Source organism: Mucilaginibacter lappiensis, from assembly GCF_900155965.1.
GTDB lineage: Bacteria > Bacteroidota > Bacteroidia > Sphingobacteriales > Sphingobacteriaceae > Mucilaginibacter > Mucilaginibacter lappiensis.
Genome location: NZ_FTMG01000022.1, coordinates 14,649 through 35,616, shown reverse-complemented (window position 1 = coordinate 35,616; position 20,968 = coordinate 14,649). Strand labels below are relative to the sequence as shown.

The window sequence follows — 20,968 nt, the reverse complement described above, 5'->3', positions numbered from 1 at the left end:
CACTATCAAAAACTCCGTATTACCGAAAAAAGCCGGTAATACGGAGTTAAATTAACCTTTTCTATCTGCCACCAGGCGCACAATGTTCCTTTAAATACCTTGTGAACAAGGTTCTTAAATGAAGGCCTGTACCCTCACCTTCAGAAATACTGTGTGTACGGTTAGGATACGACATCAGCTCAAACTGACGGTTATATTTTACCAGTTCATTGATCAGTTCCTCGGCGTTTTTATAGTGCACGTTATCGTCGCCGGTACCATGTATGTATAGCAGGTTACCCCGCAGATTTTTAGCGTAAGTAATCGGCGATCCTTTAATAAATGCCGCACGACCTTCATCATCAACCGGTACACCCATGTAACGTTCCTGGTAAATATTATCGTAGGTCAGCTGATCACCAACGGCGGCAACAGCTATGCCCGTTTTGTAAATATCCGGGTACTGAAACATCAGGTTAAGGGTTGACGAACCGCCACCGCTCCAGCCATGAACAGCTATACGGGTTGAATCAACAAACGGCCACTTTAGTATCTCTTTGGCGGCCATAGCCTGGTCGCGGATATTGATGATACCAATATTTTTATAAATGGCCTTGCGCCAGGCTGTACCTTTCGGGGCCGGTGCGCCGCGTCCTTCAACCGACATGTAGATGTAGCCATCATCGGCCATGTTACCTACGTACAGCCTGTTCATTCCTGCCCCCCAGGTATCGGTAACCGTTTGTGCGGCAGGTTCGCCATAAACCATAAATACCACCGGATATTTTTTATGCGGATCAAAATTGGTGGGCTTTTTCATCCAGCCATCAATTTCAATGCCGTCAACCGTTTTAACCTTAAAAAACTCGGTCTTGTTTTTAGCGTTTTTGTCTATTGTAATAACGTTACCACCGATGTGTTTATGCTCAGGCAAACTCACTACCTCACTTGCCGGAGGGGTATAGCTGTTAGAGAAATTATGCAGTGCAACCTTACCATTTGGCGATATATCATAGCTATGTGTGCCCGGTTCATCAGCTGGTGAAACACGCTCCGGTTTGGCAGCGCCGGCAATTTTAATGCGATACAGGTACTTTTGCGTAGCATTATCAGGCGAAGCCATAAAGTAAATATACCCTGATGCTTCATCAATCAGGTTTATGCTGATCACATCATAATCACCTTTAGTTACCAGTGTCTCTTTACCCTCCCGGGTTACACGGGAAATGTGTTTCCAGCCATCTTTTTCGCTCACCCATAAAAACTCTTTGCCATTATTCACCCATTCCCAGCCAGCAGGATCGCCATTATTCCAGCGTTCTTTACCATCAATCCAGGCATTGCTTTTTTCCTCACGGATCAGGCTGGTGGTGCCGTTTGATACATTGCCGATAAACACCCGGCTTTCGGTTTGAGCCCTGTTCAATTGCTCCAGGATAATTTCGTTGGAATTCAATGTCCATTCCATGCGTGGTATATAGTGCTGCACAGCATCTCCGGGGGTATTTATCCAGTTGGTTTTACCTGTGGAGATATCCACAACGCCCACTTTACATGAGCTGGGATCCTGCCCGGCAACCGGGTATTCAACAGGTACCACATAAGGATAAATAGAGTCGGTAGTATTCAGCATCAGGTAGCTTTTTATTTTACTGGCATCTATTTGCCAATAGGCTATTGACTTGCTATCGGGCGACCAGCGGAAACCATCGCGGCAGCCAAATTCTTCTTCATAAGCCCAGTCAAAAGTTCCGTTGATCAGCCTGGTGCTGCCATCGGTAGTTAATTGCTTAACCGAAGCATCTGCCAGGTTTTCCACATAAATATTATGCCCGCTCACATAGGCTACCTTATTGCCATCGGGCGAAAATTTGGCAAACATCAGCGACGACTCCGGCAGGTTTTTACCCAATTGCCATAGCTTTTTAGTATTGGTATCATACACCCAGTAATCGCCCCGGGTATCATAGCGCCACACTTTTTTGGTATTGGTATTGATGAGCAATTTTTGCCCATCGGCCGATACCGAAAACCTTTTTACATTGAGTGGTGCACCTGCCTGTGGGGTAAGCATATCTTTACTTATCCACAAGGTTTTTTTGCTGGTATCGCGGGTATCCAGTATCCTGATACCATCGTCGGTGATTTTGTAATACTGGTAACCATCCTTTGTCCAATGGGTTGGCAACCGTTGTGCTTTTGCTGCGTATCCGCCCAAAATGAGCAATACAGCGGTAAGGAATAATGATCCCGAACGGAAAAATTTCATATACTGCGTGTTTTAATGAAGATTGTGGCGTTAATTTACAATTAAGTAAAGCCGTTGTAAATTTTGCATTAAATTAGCACAAATGATGTACGTAAATTATCCAGTATAATGAAAAAAATATTGCTGCCTTTTATTATTTGTATTTCTCTTTTTACAACAGCCCAGGCGCAGCATGCCGACCGCTCTAAGTTTATCAGGGACAGTCTTGACCTGTATATCAGCAAAGCTTTAACCAATTGGCGCATTCCCGGAATTGCCGTTTTCATTGTAAAAGACAATAAAATAGTACTGGTAAAAGGTTATGGTATCAAAGAACTGGGGCTGCCAAATACGGTAGATATCAACACCCTTTTTATGATCGGTAGTAACACCAAAGCCTTTACCGCCACCGCCCTGGCCATGCTGCAGGCCAATAACAAACTATCGCTTGATGATAAAGTAACCAAATATATCCCCGAGTTTAAACTGGAGAATAAATTTGCCGGCCAGGAAGCTACCGTACGCGATCTGCTATGCCATCGTCTTGGCTTCCAGACTTTTCAGGGTGACTTTACTTTTTACAATACTAACCTTACCCGTGCCCAGGTAATCGAAAAATTGGGCGAGCTTAAGGCTGTATACCCCTTCCGTACCAAGTGGGGCTATACCAATGCCGCCTTTTTAACTGCCGGCGAGATCATTCCACGGGTAACTAATAAGCCATGGGAAGTATACCTTAAAGAGGCCATTTTTGCGCCCCTGGGCATGACTAACACCCTGGCATTAACCAAAGATCTACCCAAATCACTTAACCGCACGGTAGCACATACACTGACCGACGGCCGTCTTGCACCTATACCTTATTGCCAGATAGACGGACTTGCTCCTGCCGGCGCCATCAGTTCATCGGCAAGCGACATGGGCAAATGGGTAATGGCCTTGCTCAACAACGGTAAGGTAGGCAATCGCCAGGTTATACCCCAGGCAGCTATTATGGCCACCCGCGAACCGCAGGATATTGTGGGCAGCCAATATCACTTGAACGGCGAAAATAATTTTGAGCTGTATGGCCTGGGCTGGTTTATCCAGGACTATTTTAACCACCGCCTGATTATGCATGATGGTGGCGTAAGTGGCTATTTATCTTCAGTTACCCTATCGCCGCAGGACAACCTGGGTATTGTGATACTAACCAATACCGATCAAAACCAGCTTTTTGAAGCCCTGCGCTGGGAACTATTGGATGCTTTTTTTGGCAAACCATACCATGATTACAGCGATGCCTACCTGAAAAACTATAAGACCCGTACCACCGCCGATCAGCAAACCGAACGCAAACTGCGTGATACCGTGGCTCTTGCTTTAAAACCTGCATTATCCCCAAGCTTCTACCTGGGTAAGTATACCAACAGTTTTTATGGCAGCATGACCGTAACCCAGGGCGAAAACAATGACCTGGAAATGCGTTTTGAACACCACCCAACCATGTTTGCCAAATTACAACCGCTGGGCGGCAACCGTTTTTTTGTAACTTTTTCTGATCCGGTTATGGGCAAAGCTATTTTCCCTTTTATAGTACAAAATGGTAAAGTTACCGGTGTAAAAGTTAAGGTGGCCGACTTTGTAGAACGAGGCGCTTACGATTTTAAAAAGGAGTAACAAAAATTGGGAGAAGCATCCCTTTAAAAAACTTTTTAAACCTTAAATTTTAACAATTTTTTAGTCGAAAACAGGGCAAAAACGCATCACTTTTACCCTGTTTAACTAAATTTTAACGCCATTTTAACACTTTTTAACAAATTCCTGGTGGGTTTTGAAAGGTTTAAAAAGTATTAAATAATTGATTGTCAAATAACTAAATACAAAACAATCGATTTTTGGCCTTCTATTTCCTTAACCAAAACGGCCCGGTTCTCTTTTTTACAGAAAACCGGGCCGTTTGATATATACAAATATACGCATTTAAGTCGAGAGTCTTGAGTCCCGGCTTTTGAAGTAAAATCTATTACTTTCGGCCTTTCTTTACTTAACGCTTACTTCAACATTATAAGCCGTCCCTTTATGTCTGTAGGCAACGCTGAATGTAGTATCTGTGAAACTTGCCAACTGGAATATGCTATTATTATTTTCGCCCTTTAATTGAGCGGTTATTAAAACAATACCATTTTCAACAGAAACATTTGATACAGTAAAAGGCACCTCAAGGCCATCTTGTGATACATCTGTATCGCTAGCTCCCAACTCGTATTTTCTAACTGTGGTAAACTCTGTTTTAGTACCTACCAGCTGTTTAAACTTATCATAATCAGGCAAAATATTGGAATAGCCTATACCTGTCAGGTTTGTTTCGGCCGATGAACCGCTTTGAAAATAGCCACCGTATTTGTTGCCCTCGGTACGCTGATTGGTCAGGTAAACGATATTGGCGCCAAACATGGCTGCCTGGATCTTCAGTTTACGATAGGCTCTGTCTTTTACCCGCTCCTGGCTCGAAAAAACGGTGGTCCCTTTAGCCTTGGAGCTTACATCGGTTAATTTGTACAAGCCCTTAACCTCACCTTCTACAACAGTAACAGTCACTTTGTCAAAATCCATTACGCCATTGATGGCTTTGTATGAAGTTGCTTCGGCAAAAGTCTGGACACGGCCACTTTTGAAAATTATTTTTTGTACAGTGGTTTTGTAAACCGAGTTCAGCAAATCCTCATTGGGATAGGTGTATTTAACCGCATCAGGGGTTATTTCCTTAACAACACAGGCTATTTTAGTGTTGTTGGAAACAATAGTGTCAACCTGCGCCCGGCACACTAAAGAGAATACCGCGAAAAAAATGGTTAGGGTTAATGGTTTAAACGAAGATAAAGAATGGAGCATACCGCCAGCTCTGTTGTTTAAGGTTGGGTTCATTGTGTTTAAGGTTATTTAAGTGTCTAAAAGTACATAACTATTATAAAGGGAATGTAAACAAGTGGAATAAAAATTAAGCCACAGACTTGCAGTCCATAGCATATCTGCTTTAGCGTTTGACTGCGCCCAAGCCGAAGGGTTTAACCATGCCTCTCAAGAAATAAATTACGCGAATATCCGGGAGTAGAAGGCACAAAATACCCACTCCCGATATAGGATAGGTTTAAATTGTTAAATAAGATGGTAAAAGTTTTGTATGGCTGTTAAAACTTCAAATTGGCTTTAAGCCATTGTTGTACATCTTCCTGTAGTGTAATATTAGGAGGTAGCTGATCATGTATCAGTTTTTCCATTTTATTACCGGTATTGGCAAAGCGGTAATCCCAAAGTATCATCAATTTATTGATCAGGTAAACTACCTCATTGCCCTCATCCTTTGTAAACGGCGTGGTGTCCGGCTTACCGTTTACCCGCGGATCGTTTTGGTTATATACGCTCCATTTGTAATCGGTATAATGTAAATTTCTTCTTGAAAAAAGGATCATGAGCTCAGTAATTTCTTTAAATATACATATAATAGTTCAGAAGAGGTTTAAATTGACTCCGGAAGACTCTCCCAGCCCTCGCTTCGCCCGGCAACCTTCGCTCTGCCTTCGGCGCAAAGAGGGATTAAAAAAACCTAATATCCATTGTCATCCTGAGGCACGAAGAATCTATTGACAAACTATGCATATCTGTGAATAGATGCTTCACTTCGTTCAGCATGACAAAATTTCCACGATCTTACACTTCATCCCGGGCTGAATATAATTCCCCCCTCAGCTAACAAATTCAAGCCCCGTTTTTCCCCGATTAATTTGTAATTTCAGCCCTGTATAAGCCCGTTTACATGAAAAAAATATTTCTAATTACCGTTGCAGCTTTATTAAGCACTGCCGCCATAGCGCAGGATAAACAAAAGCCTATTTATTATTCCATATCCTTTCCCAACGCTGGACATCATGAGGCCGAAATTGTGATGACCGTACCCCAGGCTCCTACGAGTTTACATTTCCGGATGAGCCGCTCGTCGGCAGGGCGCTATGCCACACATGAGTTTGGCAAAAACATCTATAATATTAAAGTAACCACGATTGATGGTACAGAAATTCCTTTTACACAAATAGAAGGCGACTTGTATGAAGTAGGTCAGCACCCCGATAATATCAAAATAAGCTATACCCTGTTTGGTAACTGGACCGACGGCACCTATGCCAGCATTGACCCTAGTCATGCCCACTTGAATATGCCCGCTGCTTTTATCTGGGTATTGGGTCAGGACAAAAGACCTGTAAAGTTTGAGTTTAACGATTTGGATAAATATGGCTGGAAGGTATCCACACAATTAAAACCCGAAGGAGCCAACGTATACAGCGCACCCAACCTGCAATATATGATGGATAGCCCTACTGAGCTGGCCAATTACAAGCTAACCAGTTGGGATGTAATCAATACCGACGGCAAAAAACAAAAAATAAATGTCACCATCCACTCAGATGACGACCAGGCCACAGTAGATAACTTTGGTAAAATGGTACAAAAACTGGTGCTGGAAGAAAAAGCCGTTTTTGGCGAATTACCAACTTACGATTATGGCGAATATACATTCATAACCGATGTATACCCAACAGACTCTGGCGATGGGATGGAACACCGCAATTCTACTTGTATTGTTGACCCGCTGGATAAAGTTGCCGGCAACGAAAACAACGTATTGGATATCTTCGCGCACGAATACTTCCACAGCTGGAATGTAAAACGTATCCGTCCGAAATCATTAGAGCCTTTTAATTTTGAGCATGCCAACATGAGCAGCGAACTTTGGTTTGCCGAAGGTTTCACCCAGTATTATGGCGATCTGCTGCTCACCCGCGCTGGTTTTACTCCGCTTGATGATTACACCCGTACACTTGCGGGCCTGGTTAACCAGGTGCTGAACACACCCGGCGCTGCCAAATATCCGGCCACACAGATGAGCCGCTACTCGGTATTTGCCGATAACGGGGTATCTATCGACCCGAATAATAATGCTAACGATTTTACCAGCTATTATACCTACGGTGGCGCTATAGCGCTGGCACTGGATATGCGCCTGCGCGGTGAGTTTAATTTGACGCTTGATGATTATATGCGCCAGGTTTGGTTAAACCGGGGCAAAGTGATGAAGCCATATACCATTCCAGATCTGCAGGCCGATTTGGCCAAGGTAACTAACAACCCTAAGTTTGCCGCCGATTTCTTTAAACGTTACATTTACGGTACCGACAAAAATAATTATGAGGAGCTGTTGAACAAAGCCGGACTGGTACTGCGCAAAATACAGCCAGGCAAGGCATGGGCAGGCTCGCTGGCAACAAATGCGGGTCGTGGTCGTTCAGGTCAGCAGCGTGCCGCCGGGGCCGAGGGTTTGCCTATCCTGTCGAGCACTATTATAGGAACGCCGGTTTATAAAGCAGGCTTAGATGCTGGTGATATTATCCTGAAAGCCGATGGACAAACCATTACCGATCCAAAATCGTTTTCTGATGTACTGGCCGCTAAAAAACCGGGCGACAAAATAACCGTGGACTATAAAAACCGTACGGGCGCCCATGAAACTACCATTGCGCTGGAAGAAAGTCCATATTTTGAAGTAGTTACTTATGAAAAAGCCGGAAAACAGCTAAGTAAAGAACAGGAAGCTTTCCGTAACAATTGGTTACAATCAAAAGTTAAATAAAATATTGAATTTATAAATCAATTGTCATCTCGAACGAGGTACGAGGAGAGATCTTATACAATTTGCAAAACTAAAAAGCATGTCGCAAAAGATTTCTCCTCGTACCTCGTTCGAAATGACAAAAGGGAGAAAACCTTAATAAACATGAAAAAAATCGCAGTAATAACCGCCCTTTTAGCCGTATCAACCTACAGCTTCGGGCAAGATGTAAATAAATTGATTGATCAGGATGATGTAACCCGAATCATCAAAACCTTGAGTGCCGATGACATGCAGGGCCGGGGAACATTTACCCCCGGCATTGAAAAGGCGGCTCAATTTATTGAGGGTGAATATAAACAAGCGGGCTTAAAACCACTGCCCGGCAATACCGGCTACCGTCAGAATTTTACCATGATACGCTCAACACCGGTAAAAATAACCGCCGCCATTAATGGTAAAGCCATGGTGTCCGACAGCGTTTTTGCTTCGGGCAGTGAGTCATTTACCTGGGCCAGCGACAAGGATGTACAGGTGGTGAATGTTACTGCTGATAAGAATTTCAGGCAGGAATACATGAGCGCTCAAAAAAGCGGCAAAAAAACACTCCTGATTGTTGATCCAAAATTCCTGAGCCTATTTAAACGTATCCGCGATTATACTTTAAGAGGTAATGTAAGTTTTAAAGGTAAAACTGCCTCATCCATGGCATTTGTATTGGGTAAGTTTGATAACATCAGTTCCTTTGATATCAGCTATGAAAGCAAAAATGAAGAACTGCCTTTGTTCAACGTGGCCGCCATCATCCCCGGTAAAACCAAACCCGATGAGTTTGTAGTGTTCTCGGGCCATTATGACCATTTAGGTATCATCAAAGCTATGGAAGGTGACAGCATTGCCAACGGCGCCGATGACGATGCATCTGGCACTACAGCAGTGATATCTTTAGCCAAATACTACAAAAAATTAAACAACAATGCCCGTACGCTCATCTTTGTAGCCTTTACCGCCGAAGAAATTGGCGAATACGGTTCACAGTATTTTGCCACCCAGGTTGATCCGGATAAAGTAGTGGCCATGTTTAATATCGAAATGATTGGCAAGGCTTCTAAATTTGGCCAAAACTCGGCCTTTATTACCGGGTTTGATCGTTCTAACTTTGGCACTATCTTGCAAAATAATCTGAAGGGAACCAAATTTGAGTTCCACCCCGATCCGTATCCGGATCAGGACCTGTTTTACCGCAGCGACAACGCGTCCCTGGCCGAAAAAGGCGTACCGGCACATACCATATCAACCGACCAGATAGATATTGATAAACTGTACCATACCGTGAAAGATGAGTTTAGCACGCTGGATGTTAATAACATTACCTCTACCATCAGGGCCATAGCACTGAGCTCGCGCACTATAGTTTCGGGTCAGGATACGCCTACAAGGGTGCCGAAATTGGAAAGATAAAATAAGCATTATACTCCCACACGTCATTGCGAGGCACGAAGCAATGACGTAATTTACTAATATTTTAAATCCCTTCTTTCCGCCGCAGGCGAAGAGAGGGGGACCAAGCGCAGCGACGATCGGGTGAGTCGATTCGCTGAAATAACAACATCTCCACATGAAACACATTCCCAAAATAGCGGTAGTCGGGCCTGAATCAACGGGAAAATCAACCATGTCTGATTATCTGGCCGCTCATTATCATACTATCGCCGTACCCGAGTATTCCCGGGAGTATTGCGCGGCGCTTACCGAACCTTGCACCTGGCAGGACGAAATCAATATGTTTCAGGGACAGCTGGCATTGGAGGCCTCTTTATTACCCAAAGCCAACCATGTCCTGATATGCGATACCACCTTTTTAACCGTAAAAATATGGAGCGAGCATATGTTTGGCCAGGCGCCGCAGGAAGTGCTGGATGAATTGCCCAAACACCCCTACGACTTTTATTTACTATTAGATATCGACCTGCCCTGGCAGGACGATCCTCTGCGTAATTTTCCCGAACTACGTGAGCATTTTATGGCGGTATGGCACAAAGAACTTACTGCCTTACAGGCCCGCTACGTGGTAATATCCGGTATAGATACCAATCGTTACGAAAACGCCGTGAAAGTTATTGATGATTTTTTGACCGCTGATTGATTTGATTTCATTGATTGCGCTGATTTTTTGATCTTATTGCGGGTGGCTTACCAAATGTAAATGATTCTTTAAATCATAGTTTGGGCGAATCAACGAAATCAGCGCTATCAGATAAAATCAACGGTCATAAACGGCTATTTGAAAAAAAAATTATTACTTCATGAAATTATTTTTCATTGTGATGCAACGTTGCTAAAAATGATGCGTCATTTAATCTGAAACCTGATCAGAAATTTGGAAGCCATATATGTAGATAAGCATTATAACCTGGTGGTTGAGTGCAAACAGGGAAGCAAGAAGGCCAGTTACGAGTTGTACCGGTTGTATTCTAAAGCGATGTTGAACGTCGCCTTTAGGATCGTGGGCAATATTGCCGAAGCTGAAGATGTTTTGCAGGAAGCTTTTCTGGATGCTTTTAACAAGTTGAAGGATTTCAGACAGGACACCACGTTTGGTTTATGGTTGAAACAAATAGTGGTAAACCGCTCTATAAACCTGTTGCGCAAGCGCAGGCTGGAGCTGATTGAACTGGAGGGCGACCATCTGGAAAATATACCAGACGAAGAGCCTGAAGATGATGACGATGTTCAGTACCAGGTGGCTTTGGTAAAAGAAGGCATGAAACAACTGCCCGATGGTTACCGCGTGGTGCTGTCGCTTTATCTGCTGGAAGGTTATGATCATGAAGAAATAGGACAAATATTGAATATATCAGAAAACACCTCAAGAACACAGTTTTTGAGAGCTAAAAGAAAATTAATGGAAATTTTAAAAAGGAAAGGACCAGAATTATGAGCAAGCGATTTGAAGATTTCATTAAAAACAACAAGGAAGAGTTTGACGAGATCGAACCATCGGCCGATTTGTGGAGCAAAATTGAGCAAAGCCTCAACATGCCGGAGGAGCTGCCAAAAAAGCTGGAAACAAAAACCTTTTCGCTTGCTTTCGTACTTCGGGTCGCCGCATCGGTAATCGTTGTCATGGGCATCGGTTTCGGAATATACCTCCAAAGCCAAAAAGCCGCAAAAACCGTGGACCTGGCCGCCATAAACCCTGAGTATGCCAAACAACAAATGCATTACGCATCGCTTGTTGAAACTAAACTTACCGAGCTAAAATCGGTTTCAAAAGCCGATCCGCAACTGTATAAAGAGTTTAGCGCAGAAATAGCCAAAATGGATTCTACCTATAAAAGGCTTAATGCCGATTTAGCCACCAGCCCTAACCAGGAGCGTGTTTTACGTGCCATGATCCGGAACTTGCAGGTACAAACCGAGGTGCTTAATCAGCAATTGAGTGTAATAGAGCAGTACAATCAAATGAAAAAAGACCAAAAAGATGAAATCAAAAATATTTAAACGGTCGATACTTGCACTAATGGCCCTGTTAGCCATTAATACGATCAGTTTTGCACAGCAAACTCCTGCGCCTCCGGTTCCTGTTCCCGTGCTTCCGCCTATACCTCCGGTTGCTCCCTTAAATCAAATGACGGCGCCGGACAGTAAGGACTTTCAGTTAAAGATGAATGATCTGCACATTAAAATGAAGGATCTGCAAAAGCAAATAAGTCATATTAAACTGCAGCAGCTTAAACAAATGAACCTGAAAATGAAGGGCTTTGACAAGCAATTTAAACATCTCGATCAAAACTTCAACTACCAGCTGAATGATAGCACCAGGAACCTTGCCTGTGATCTCAGTAATAATATAGCGCCGCAGATTGCTTTAGGCTTTAAAGATTTTGATACCAATTTTAGCTATAACACCGATAATGATTCACAACATGATGATGGTGTTGAAAAAGTAAAAAACTACAGCAAAAGCTATTCCATAGATGGTAACGATGTGATCAACCTGGATAACCGTTTCGGCAAAATAACCGTGAATACCTGGAATAAAAGTGAGGTAAAGGTTGATGTACAAATAAAAGTAGGCGCCAATGATGACGACATGGCCCAAAAACTGCTGGATAATGTAACCATCAGGGATAGTAAAGATGGCTCGGGCGTTTATTTTAAAACCAATATCAACAGTGATGACAATGGCAGTTCATGGTCGTTATTTGGTGGCCGACGTAACAATGTGCGCAAAATTGAGGTGAATTACACCGTATATATGCCATCCAGAAACCCATTGAACGTAAGTAATAAATATGGCGCTACCAGCTTACCCGATCTGGATGGGAAACTGGTTATCAATAACTCTTACGGCAGCCTGGTAGCCAAGGTATTAAGTAACCCCGGCAACCAGATCACGGTTAAATATGGCAGCGCCACCATTGGCTCCCTTAACGGCAGCGACCTGGATGTAGCCTATGGCAGCCTAAACCTGGGCGAGTGTAATAAACTAAATGCCGACATCAGCTACAGCTCGGCCAAAATTGGGCGGCTCACTACATCGGGCAACATCAACGTAAAATTCAGCGGCAATCTGAATATTAATGAGGTTGATAAAAACGTGAAAAATTTAGCTGTAAACTCCTCCTACTCCAGTGTAAAATTGGGTATCAGCAACGAGCAAAATGCCGACTTTGATGTAACCGTACGCTATGGCAGTTTTAATTATGGAGGTCATGATATCAATATTACCAGCAAAAGCCCTGCTGATAACGACCGCGGCTATAACCCTACTAAAAACTATAAAGGCCATTTAGGTAAAGGCTCCAACGATAAAACCATAACTATTAACACCAGCTACGGCAGCGTAAGCTTTGATTAACGCCTTATATTTTAACATTGATCGCAAACCTCTGCCACTTTCGGCAGGGGTTTTGTTATTTTAGGGGCAAACAATTTACCCTGCTATGGAAATATTCGCTCACGCCGAATCCTGGATATCGCTCATTACCCTTACGTTATTAGAGATTGTTCTGGGGATAGATAATGTGATATTCATCTCCATTTTATCAGATAAGCTCCCGGCAAACCAGCAGGCCAAAGGTCGCAGGATCGGTTTAGGCATGGCCATGATCACCCGGGTGTTGCTTTTGCTGTCCATTAGCTGGGTCATGACACTTACCGCCCCATTGTTTAACCTGGCTCACGTTTTTAATATAACCGATGCCGACTGGGCGGAAAAGCTGGCCATATCGGGCCGCGATTTAATCCTGATCATTGGCGGTTTATTCCTGATTTATAAAAGTACCGCCGAGATACACCATAAAATTGAAGGCGAGGAAGAAAATACGGAAAATGTAAAACGGCACAGCTTCTGGGGTACCATTATTCAGATCATGCTGCTGGATATTGTTTTCTCGCTCGATTCTGTGATTACCGCGGTAGGTATGGCCAGCCACGTAGAGATCATGATACTGGCGGTTGTGATAGCCGTAGGTATTATGATGTGGGCGTCAAACGGGGTAGCCGGCTTTGTTAACAAGCACCCTACGGTAAAAATGCTGGCGCTATCGTTCCTGTTACTGATAGGTGTTTCGCTTCTGGCCGAGGCCTTTGAACAACATATTCCTAAGGGCTATATCTACTTCGCCATGGCCTTTTCGGTATTGGTAGAAATGTTGAATTTAAAAATGAAAGCAAAAGCTGTTAAGAGAGTCCAGAAATAAGAGTCAGGAATCAAGAAGCTACACTAATTATGTCATTGCGGGGAGTTATGACGAAGCAATCTCCTCGCGTTCTCACTAATAAGAATAACTACGCGATTGCTTCGTGCCTCGCAATGACATATCTATTATTACTACTTATCCAATCTTGCTTCTTGGCTCTTGATTCTTGACTTTAAATCAAAATACCCTGCACAACAACCCTTTCAGATACTCTCCTTCGGGGAAGGAGGCTCTTACCGGGTGATCTTCGGGCTGATGGAACTGGTAAATGAATTGCACTTGCTTACCAGCGTCGAGCGCGGCCCAGGCAATTACCTGTTTAAAGCTTTCCATATCCATAGCACCAGAGCAGGAATAGGTAGCCAATAGTCCACCTTCGTTCAAAAGCAGCATACCTAAACGGTTCAGATCTTTATAAGCCCTGGAAGCACGGGTTAGCGCTGAGCGCGATGGAGCGTATTTAGGTGGATCGAGTACAATAACATCAAACTTTTCGCCATCATCCCTGAATTTACGCAGCTGCACATTCACATCTGATTTTATGGCCGTATGTTTATCCGCATCTAATTTGTTCAGCAGGATATTTTCTTTCAAAGTTTCAATGGCCAATGCCGAACTATCCACACTGGTTACCGATGCGGCACCATTTTTTAAGCTATTGAGCGTAAAGCCCCCGGTATAGCAAAAACAATCCAGCACTTTTTTCCCTTTGGCATAATTGGCTACTATATGACGGTTATCGCGCTGGTCGCAATAAAAGCCGGATTTTTGGCCTTCGGTGATATTGATGCCGTAAACAATATTATTTTCCAGCACTTCTACAATCTCTGGCGGTGGGTTACCAAAAAGCACTTTATTTTCTGCCTCGGCCAAACCTTCGTGAGCCCGTGAGGAGTTATCACTTTTGTCTGATATACTTTCGGGGTTCAGCAGCTTTTGCAACTCATCAATAATAACCGGCATTACCCGCTCCATACCCGAAGTAAGCACCTGAACGGCCAGGTGACCGGCATACTTATCAACAATTAAACCGGGCAAATAATCAGCCTCGCTAAAAACCAGGCGACAGGTATTGGTTCCGTTAGCTAATACATGAGTACGGCTTTTAATGGCAGTGGCCAATTTGCGGCGAAACCACTCGTCATTAATTTCAATGGCTTCTTCCCATTCCAAAAGGCGCAGGGCAACCCTCGATTGATCGTTATAAAAACCATAGGCCATAAAATCGCCTTTTGCATTAAGCAGCCGTACCACATCGCCATTGGCAGGTTTACCTTTTACTTTTTCAACAGCTCCAGAAAATACCCAGGGATGCTTTTGTAAAACAGCTTTCTCTTTACCCTTGTTTAATAACACATCAATCATAACCGCAAAGGTAATACAAATGGGGAGATAGTGAATGGTGAGTGGGGAGTAGTGAATAATAGTAGGAGACCCTATCATAAGTGTACTTTCTGACCACTCACCATTCCCCCTCTATTAACTCCTCACTATTCACCACTCACTACTTCACTCCCCATATTAAACTTTCATAAAATTTATTACTCCAATACAATATTTACCGATTCAAAACATTTGGTATCTTAGTATCGAAAACATAACATGAGAAAGACTTACTTATTTTTAGCTACCATGCTATTGGCATGCCTCTGCTATAAAAGCAATGCACAAGGAATACCCCGCATTCCTGAGAACAGCACAACGCAAACCATTACTCAGGATTTTGGCCTGGGTAAAATCATTATTACTTATTCGAGACCAAATGTTAAGGGACGCAGAATGTTTGGTGGTATAAACCCTTTTGGTGAAGTATGGCGAACAGGCGCTAATTCCGCCACTACCATTACTTTTACAGAAAACGTTATTATTGAAGGCAATCCGGTACCGGCTGGTACTTATTCGCTTTTCAGTATTCCGGACAGAACCGATTGGACCATTATACTTAACAAAACGGTTAAACAATGGGGGGCTTATAGCTATAAACAAGCCGATGACCTTTTACGGTTCACCGTTAAACCTAAAAGGGTAACTGAAAAGCGGGAAACCTTTACCATAGCTTTTTCTAACTCAACAACCCGGTCAACAGATTTGTATCTGGTTTGGGACCATACCGCAGTTATGGCACATATAGAAGCAACAGACGATGCCAAGATCATGGCAAATATTGATGAGTTGATGAAGGGCGACCGCAAGCCTTACTATCTTAATGCCATCCAGTGGTATTATGAAAACGGTAAAGATATTGACAAAGCTTTAGGCTGGGTAGCCGAGGCAGAGAAATCATCTCCTAAAAGCCCTTGGTTTAAATTGTGGGAATCGCACCTGTTGTTAAAAAAAGGCGATAAACCGGGCGCCATAGCTGCCGCTGAGGCCGGCATTGAGCTTTCCAAACAAAGTAATGATGATGAATACCTGCGCTTAAACCTGGAAGCGCTTAATCACGCCAAAGAGTAAATATCAGGCAACAAAGCATAAAAACATTACAGGCCCGGTTCAATTGCCGGGCTTTTTTGTGGTATAAATTTATTGATCGAGTAAGCTATAATCATCACTAAAAAGCATCCGATAGGATTAAGCCACAAATAAGCAACCGTTTTGCTCAGGCCTAAATATAATATGATGCCCTCACTAATAATGGCGGCAATAAACACCGGAGTCCCGCTTATTCGTTTCATGTAAAAAGCAACTACAAACACGCCTAATACGGTTCCGTATATATAAGAACCCAGCTGATTTACGGCCTCCAATAAATTACCCAGCTTGCCGGCATACAAAGCCATAATTACACATACTACTCCCCAAAACACGGTTGCCATACGGGATACCAGCAAATAGTTTTCATCAGATGCATCCTTATTAATGGTGCGTTTGTAAATATCAATCACGGTGGTTGAAGCCAATGAATTAAGGGCGCTTGCTGTTGAGCCCATGGAGGCCAAAAATATAATGGCTATCAGCAGCCCCACCAGTCCCTGAGGTAAGTACTGCTTAACAAAGGTCAGAAATACATAATTAGTATCATTTTCATCGGCGCTTGCATTGTTCTTTTTCATGAGCGCGATAGCATCCTGCCTGATGATGTGCGATTGAACATCCGCTACTTTTAAAGCGTCTTTTGCATGATCTATCTGATCCTCATTTTTGCTGTCAAGGGCTTTTATCAGGTCATTGGCTTTTGCTTTCCGTTGTTCAAAAGCCTGGGTGTATTGCTGATCGAGGTAATTGTATTGGGTAGCATAACTACTTTGCTTTACTTTAGCTACCTCGTAATTATTAAAGAACATGGGCGGCCTGTTAAATTGGTAAAAGCTAAAAACCAGTATGCCAATCAGCAGGATGAGGAACTGCATGGGTATTTTGATGAGGCCATTCATAATAAGGCCCAACCTGCTTTGCCCTATCGAACTGCCCGTTAAATAACGCCCAACCTGGCTTTGATCTGTACCGAAATAGGATAACTGCAAAAAGAAGCCCCCTATGAGGCCGCTCCACACGGTGTATCGGTTACTCCAGTCAAACTTCCAGTCTATCACATTCATGTGGCCAAGCTTACCCGCCATTTTCAAGGCGTGTGTAAACCCCACGCCGGATGGCAATAGATTAACCACCAATATGCCAGCCAGGAACATGCCGGCAAATATGATACTCATTTGCAGCAACTGTGTGTATGATACTGCTTTACTGCCGCCATAAACGGTGTAAAATATCACCAATCCACCTATAAACAGGGTGGTATAAACCGTATTGATATTGAGTATGGTTGATAAAATAATGGCCGGCGCATAAATGGCTACCCCGGTTGACAGGCTGCGTAACACCAGAAAAAGAAATGAGGTGAGCGCGCGGGTTTTCAGATCAAAGCGTTGCTCCAGGAATTCGTAGGCGGTGTAAACTTTAAGGCGATGAAATATAGGCACAAAAGTTACGCAGAGCACAATCATGGCCAGTGGCAGTCCGAAATAAAACTGTACAAAGCGCATCCCATCGGAATAGGCCTGTCCGGGTGCCGAAAGAAAAGTAATGGCACTGGCTTGAGTAGCCATAACCGAAAACCCGACGTGATACCAGGGCAACGAGCGGTTGCCCATTAAAAACTGATCGATATTTTTATTGCTGCCGCTTTTCCACACGCCATAAAGCACTATGGCAAAAAGTGTTAAGCCTAAAACTATCCAATCGGGTAAACTCATTCAAAAGACTTTGTAATGAGCCAAAATACTAAAATTAAAAAAACCAGCCATGCGACTACAATGCCGTAAAACTGGTTCCAATTTTTTAGAAATGAGGGCAGATCAGGATCAGGCCTTTTCACCACGGCCTTTAACCAATACAGTTACAAAGAAACCGGCGGTTAATAAGCCTAAAACACCACCAACGGCTATCCAGGTAAATCCTTTATCAATTATTGCTCCTATAAAAAGCCCAGAAACTAAGCCAACAAGATAAAATACAAAATCAAGGCTTTTTTCTTCTTCTTCGTGATGTTTCATATTACTGTTAATTATAACGTTTGCAAAAATAGATGATTAATTGATTTTTACCAATATTTTATTTCAGTATAAAAGGTTTAGCAGGTTTTACCCCCCATCTCCTAAAAAAGAGCAAGCTGTCATGCTGAGCTTGTCGAAACATGGTGGGCAGGCCTCTCCGCGCGCCCTTCGACGAGCTCAGGGTGACATCCCTTTTCCTTTACAACGATTGCCCTTTAGGTTTACTTAACAAGTTCACAAACAAGCGATAAGCACCCGGCACACCGGCAGGTAATTCCCTGAAGAATGCCAGTGAAGTATATACGAAACGCCCTTTACCGTAATCGCCAACTATTAACGATCCGTTATTGGGTTGTTCGCCTTTATCGTTCATTTGTAAAACGGCCTTGTATTGCGGGTCAATGTCGCTTACAAAATATAAGCCCCGTTCCTGTATCCAGCCTTTAAAATCGTTCTGCGTAATTTTATTTGGATAGTTAAGCACTGGGTTTTGCTTGTCCAGTATGGTTACTTCTGCATCCTCGTCGGTAACCCTTTGGTTTACTACCCGGAAAGGGTAAGGACCTATCTGTTTCACAACCAGGCCCGCGTTGTTATTGTATTGTACCAATAAATTACCCCCATTTTTAACATAATCCATCAGGCGGCTTTGCTCATAGGCCAGGCGGTCGTTCACATTATAGGCACGTACCCCGGTAATGATGGCATCGTATACAGAAAGATCGGTGTTCATGATCTCGCTCTCCGAAATCAGGTGAACATCATAGCCCACCTGGCGTAATGCTTCGGGCATCAAATCACCCGCTCCGGCAATATAAGCTAATTTTTTACCGGCGATTTTCAAGTCGAGATTCACTAGTTTGGTTTCAGCTTGCGGAAAAAGCGTAATGGCTGGCACATGATCATACCGGATACGGCGTAAGGCCAGCGAAAAGGTTTTTCCGTTTACCGTTACGACAGCCTCTAAATTATTGATCCGGGGTCTATTATCAGTTGGTGCAACAGTAAAAGACACAGTCCACTCGTCATTCTTATTTTTCCCAGCAAACTCAATTTTTTTGGGGTCGATCTTCCAGCCGGCAATAGGTTTTAAACTGATGTCGCCGGTGGCGGCAGTAAAGCTTTTTAATTTTACTTGCACCACCTGTTCCTGCAGCGAATTAAAAATATAGTCCTGATTTTCGATATTGGCGGTAACCGGCGGCGTAATTTCCAGCGGCTGATATACCTCGCCCCTCACCGGGTCTACATATTTATACAACAGCCTGCGTTCAAAGTGAACCGGCTTGCCTTCAATAATAAATTCAAAATCAACTTTGGGCAGGTCGGGATTTTCGGGATTGCCGGCCAGGGTTTCATCTGGTAAATTATAGGCGCCTATACTGTGCTGGGTTTCCAGCCAGTAAGGTTGCGTGAGTTTATCGGCAATACCGGTTTGCTCAAACGATTGCTGTTGATTGGCCGGAATCACCTGGCTGTTCAGATTGGATACATTATTTTGAAAAGTGATGCTATTGATTTTTACCCTGGCGCTATAGCGGTCAACCACCTGGGCCCGTACCTGTATCTTATCGCCAAGGGCATAAGTTGGCTCTGTGGCATAAGCCTCAAACCACAAGCCCGAACAGGCGGCTATCAGCTCGCTCAGTTCTTTTGTTTTTTGGGTGCGCCAGTACATATCTGATATCTTTTCAACCTTGCCCAGCAATTGCACTAAAGCGGGAACTGATTTTTCCGGGGCTTCCGGATTAAAATCACGGTTAACAATGCCTATACCCGCGCCGATGGATTCACCGTCTTTTACCCTTTTCCAGGTAGTATTAACACCATCCATCAGGTCGTTTTGCGGAGCATCGCCTAAAATGGTCTTAAAATATTCGTAAAACTCGCCACGTTGTTTAGCCGAGCCGAAGCCTTGCGTTTTATGGTTGCTACGGCTTTCGGCAGCAATTTCGCCGTAACCTTTTCCTAAAATCGGGTTATAAACACCTACATTAATTTTAAACTGATCGGCCGCGGTAGTATTTACACTGCCAAAACTAAAGGTGTTCCATAACAGGCGTTTGGCCTGCCAGGGTTGTACATACTTTAACTGTTCGGGATAACGTTTAGGATCGGCTGCTGCTGTAAATGCTTCCTGTGCCAGTATGGCCGATGCGGTGTGGTGACCATGGCCGCCTTCGCCGGTGGTAGGGAAGCGGCAGATCATTACATCGGGCCTGAATTTGCGGATCACCCAAACCATATCGCCCAGTACTTTTTCCTTGTCCCATATTCTCAGGGTTTCTTCGGGACCCTTTGAAAACCCAAAATCATTGGCACGGGTAAAAAACTGTTCGGCGCCATCAATACGGCGGGCAGCCAGCAATTCCTGCGTGCGTATCAATCCCAAAAGTTCACTTTGTTCATTTCCAATGAGATTTTGCCCGCCATCACCCCTTGTACAGGAAAGATAACCGGTACGGTAATGTTTTTCCTGCGCCAGGTAAGCCAGCAAACGGGTGTTCTCATCATCGGGATGAGCGGCTATATACAGCACGCTGCCCAGTGTATTGAGCTTTTTAAAATTTTGCTGTATAGCGCCCAGATCGGCCGGTGGCGAAGTTTGTGCCGACACGATGGAGGAAAGGTATAAAAAGATGGCTATGAGGTTTATCCGCTTCATGCTGGCAAATATATTTGAAAGATGGAAATTTATTATCTTTATGTCAATAATATAACATTGCATCAATATGGAATGCCCTATATTTCAAAAGAATAACAGACAACCATAATGGCTGCAATAACCTAAAATTTCAGCTGATTAGTAAAACAAATCTGTCATTCATGAGTAATCTTAATCAGTTGATTAGCTTTTTGCCCTGGATCGCTATGCTTTAATCAATCGTTTGATTAATTT

The 20,968-nt window shown here is 43.5% G+C and carries 16 protein-coding genes; 9 read left to right on the top strand and 7 right to left on the bottom strand.

The features are described 5' to 3' along the window. Positions 1-61: 61 nt before the first annotated feature. Positions 62-2,248 carry a S9 family peptidase gene (locus tag BW976_RS26880; protein WP_076378431.1) on the bottom strand — a complete coding sequence of 729 codons (2,187 nt, stop codon included), beginning with the start codon at positions 2,246-2,248 and terminating at the stop codon, positions 62-64. A gap of 108 nt (positions 2,249-2,356) precedes the next feature. Here BW976_RS26880 and BW976_RS26875 point away from each other — a divergent pair, with 108 nt between their 5' ends. Continuing rightward, positions 2,357-3,886, top strand: coding sequence for a serine hydrolase (locus BW976_RS26875; protein WP_076378429.1), 1,530 nt, complete (start codon positions 2,357-2,359; stop codon positions 3,884-3,886). A gap of 363 nt (positions 3,887-4,249) precedes the next feature. Here BW976_RS26875 and BW976_RS26870 read toward each other — a convergent pair whose 3' ends face one another. Together BW976_RS26870 and BW976_RS26865 are read right to left on the bottom strand one after the other, a co-directional pair. Beyond that, the gene (locus BW976_RS26870; RefSeq protein WP_221283458.1) at positions 4,250-5,134 is read right to left on the bottom strand and encodes a hypothetical protein; all 885 of its coding nucleotides are present in this window, start codon (positions 5,132-5,134) and stop codon (positions 4,250-4,252) included. 263 nt (positions 5,135-5,397) lie between these two features. After that, complete coding sequence (locus BW976_RS26865) at positions 5,398-5,679, bottom strand: hypothetical protein (RefSeq protein ID WP_076378426.1); 282 nt, start codon at positions 5,677-5,679, stop codon at positions 5,398-5,400. Between the two features lie 344 nt (positions 5,680-6,023). Between BW976_RS26865 and BW976_RS26860 the strand changes: the two genes are divergently transcribed. From BW976_RS26860 to BW976_RS26830, 7 genes are all read left to right on the top strand, one after another. Beyond that, entirely contained in the window at positions 6,024-7,892 is a 1,869-nt protein-coding gene (locus BW976_RS26860) for a M61 family metallopeptidase (protein ID WP_076378424.1), read from the top strand. Positions 7,893-8,036: 144 nt separating this feature from the next. Next, on the top strand, positions 8,037-9,332 hold the full coding sequence (locus tag BW976_RS26855; protein ID WP_076378422.1) for a M20/M25/M40 family metallo-hydrolase: 1,296 nt from the start codon (positions 8,037-8,039) through the stop codon (positions 9,330-9,332). Positions 9,333-9,489: 157 nt separating this feature from the next. Continuing rightward, positions 9,490-10,017 carry an AAA family ATPase gene (locus tag BW976_RS26850; RefSeq protein WP_076378420.1) on the top strand — a complete coding sequence of 176 codons (528 nt, stop codon included), beginning with the start codon at positions 9,490-9,492 and terminating at the stop codon, positions 10,015-10,017. 234 nt (positions 10,018-10,251) lie between these two features. Further along, on the top strand, positions 10,252-10,812 hold the full coding sequence (locus BW976_RS26845; protein ID WP_076378418.1) for an RNA polymerase sigma factor: 561 nt from the start codon (positions 10,252-10,254) through the stop codon (positions 10,810-10,812). After that, positions 10,809-11,375, top strand: a complete 567-nt coding sequence (locus BW976_RS26840; RefSeq protein WP_076378416.1) for a hypothetical protein — start codon at positions 10,809-10,811, stop codon at positions 11,373-11,375. The genes BW976_RS26845 and BW976_RS26840 overlap by 4 nt, the downstream gene beginning before the upstream one ends. Continuing rightward, positions 11,356-12,735, top strand: coding sequence for a DUF4097 family beta strand repeat-containing protein (locus BW976_RS26835; protein WP_139332438.1), 1,380 nt, complete (start codon positions 11,356-11,358; stop codon positions 12,733-12,735). The genes BW976_RS26840 and BW976_RS26835 overlap by 20 nt, the downstream gene beginning before the upstream one ends. A gap of 85 nt (positions 12,736-12,820) precedes the next feature. Next, entirely contained in the window at positions 12,821-13,579 is a 759-nt protein-coding gene (locus tag BW976_RS26830; RefSeq protein WP_076378412.1) for a TerC family protein, read from the top strand. Between the two features lie 177 nt (positions 13,580-13,756). On the opposite strand, the gene BW976_RS26825 is transcribed toward BW976_RS26830, so the two are convergent. Beyond that, on the bottom strand, positions 13,757-14,944 hold the full coding sequence (locus tag BW976_RS26825) for a class I SAM-dependent rRNA methyltransferase (protein ID WP_076378410.1): 1,188 nt from the start codon (positions 14,942-14,944) through the stop codon (positions 13,757-13,759). A gap of 237 nt (positions 14,945-15,181) precedes the next feature. On the opposite strand from BW976_RS26825, the gene BW976_RS26820 reads away from it, so the two are divergent. Beyond that, complete coding sequence (locus BW976_RS26820; RefSeq protein ID WP_076378408.1) at positions 15,182-16,033, top strand: DUF2911 domain-containing protein; 852 nt, start codon at positions 15,182-15,184, stop codon at positions 16,031-16,033. Positions 16,034-16,059: 26 nt separating this feature from the next. Here the strand turns inward: BW976_RS26820 and BW976_RS26815 are convergent, their stop codons facing one another. From BW976_RS26815 to BW976_RS26805, 3 genes are all read right to left on the bottom strand, one after another. Continuing rightward, positions 16,060-17,769 carry a sodium:solute symporter family protein gene (locus BW976_RS26815; protein ID WP_076378406.1) on the bottom strand — a complete coding sequence of 570 codons (1,710 nt, stop codon included), beginning with the start codon at positions 17,767-17,769 and terminating at the stop codon, positions 16,060-16,062. Positions 17,770-17,877: 108 nt separating this feature from the next. Beyond that, the gene (locus BW976_RS26810; RefSeq protein ID WP_076378404.1) at positions 17,878-18,069 is read right to left on the bottom strand and encodes a hypothetical protein; all 192 of its coding nucleotides are present in this window, start codon (positions 18,067-18,069) and stop codon (positions 17,878-17,880) included. A 199-nt stretch (positions 18,070-18,268) separates the two neighbouring features. After that, positions 18,269-20,734 carry a PIG-L family deacetylase gene (locus tag BW976_RS26805; protein ID WP_076378504.1) on the bottom strand — a complete coding sequence of 822 codons (2,466 nt, stop codon included), beginning with the start codon at positions 20,732-20,734 and terminating at the stop codon, positions 18,269-18,271. Between the last annotated feature and the right edge of the window lie 234 nt (positions 20,735-20,968).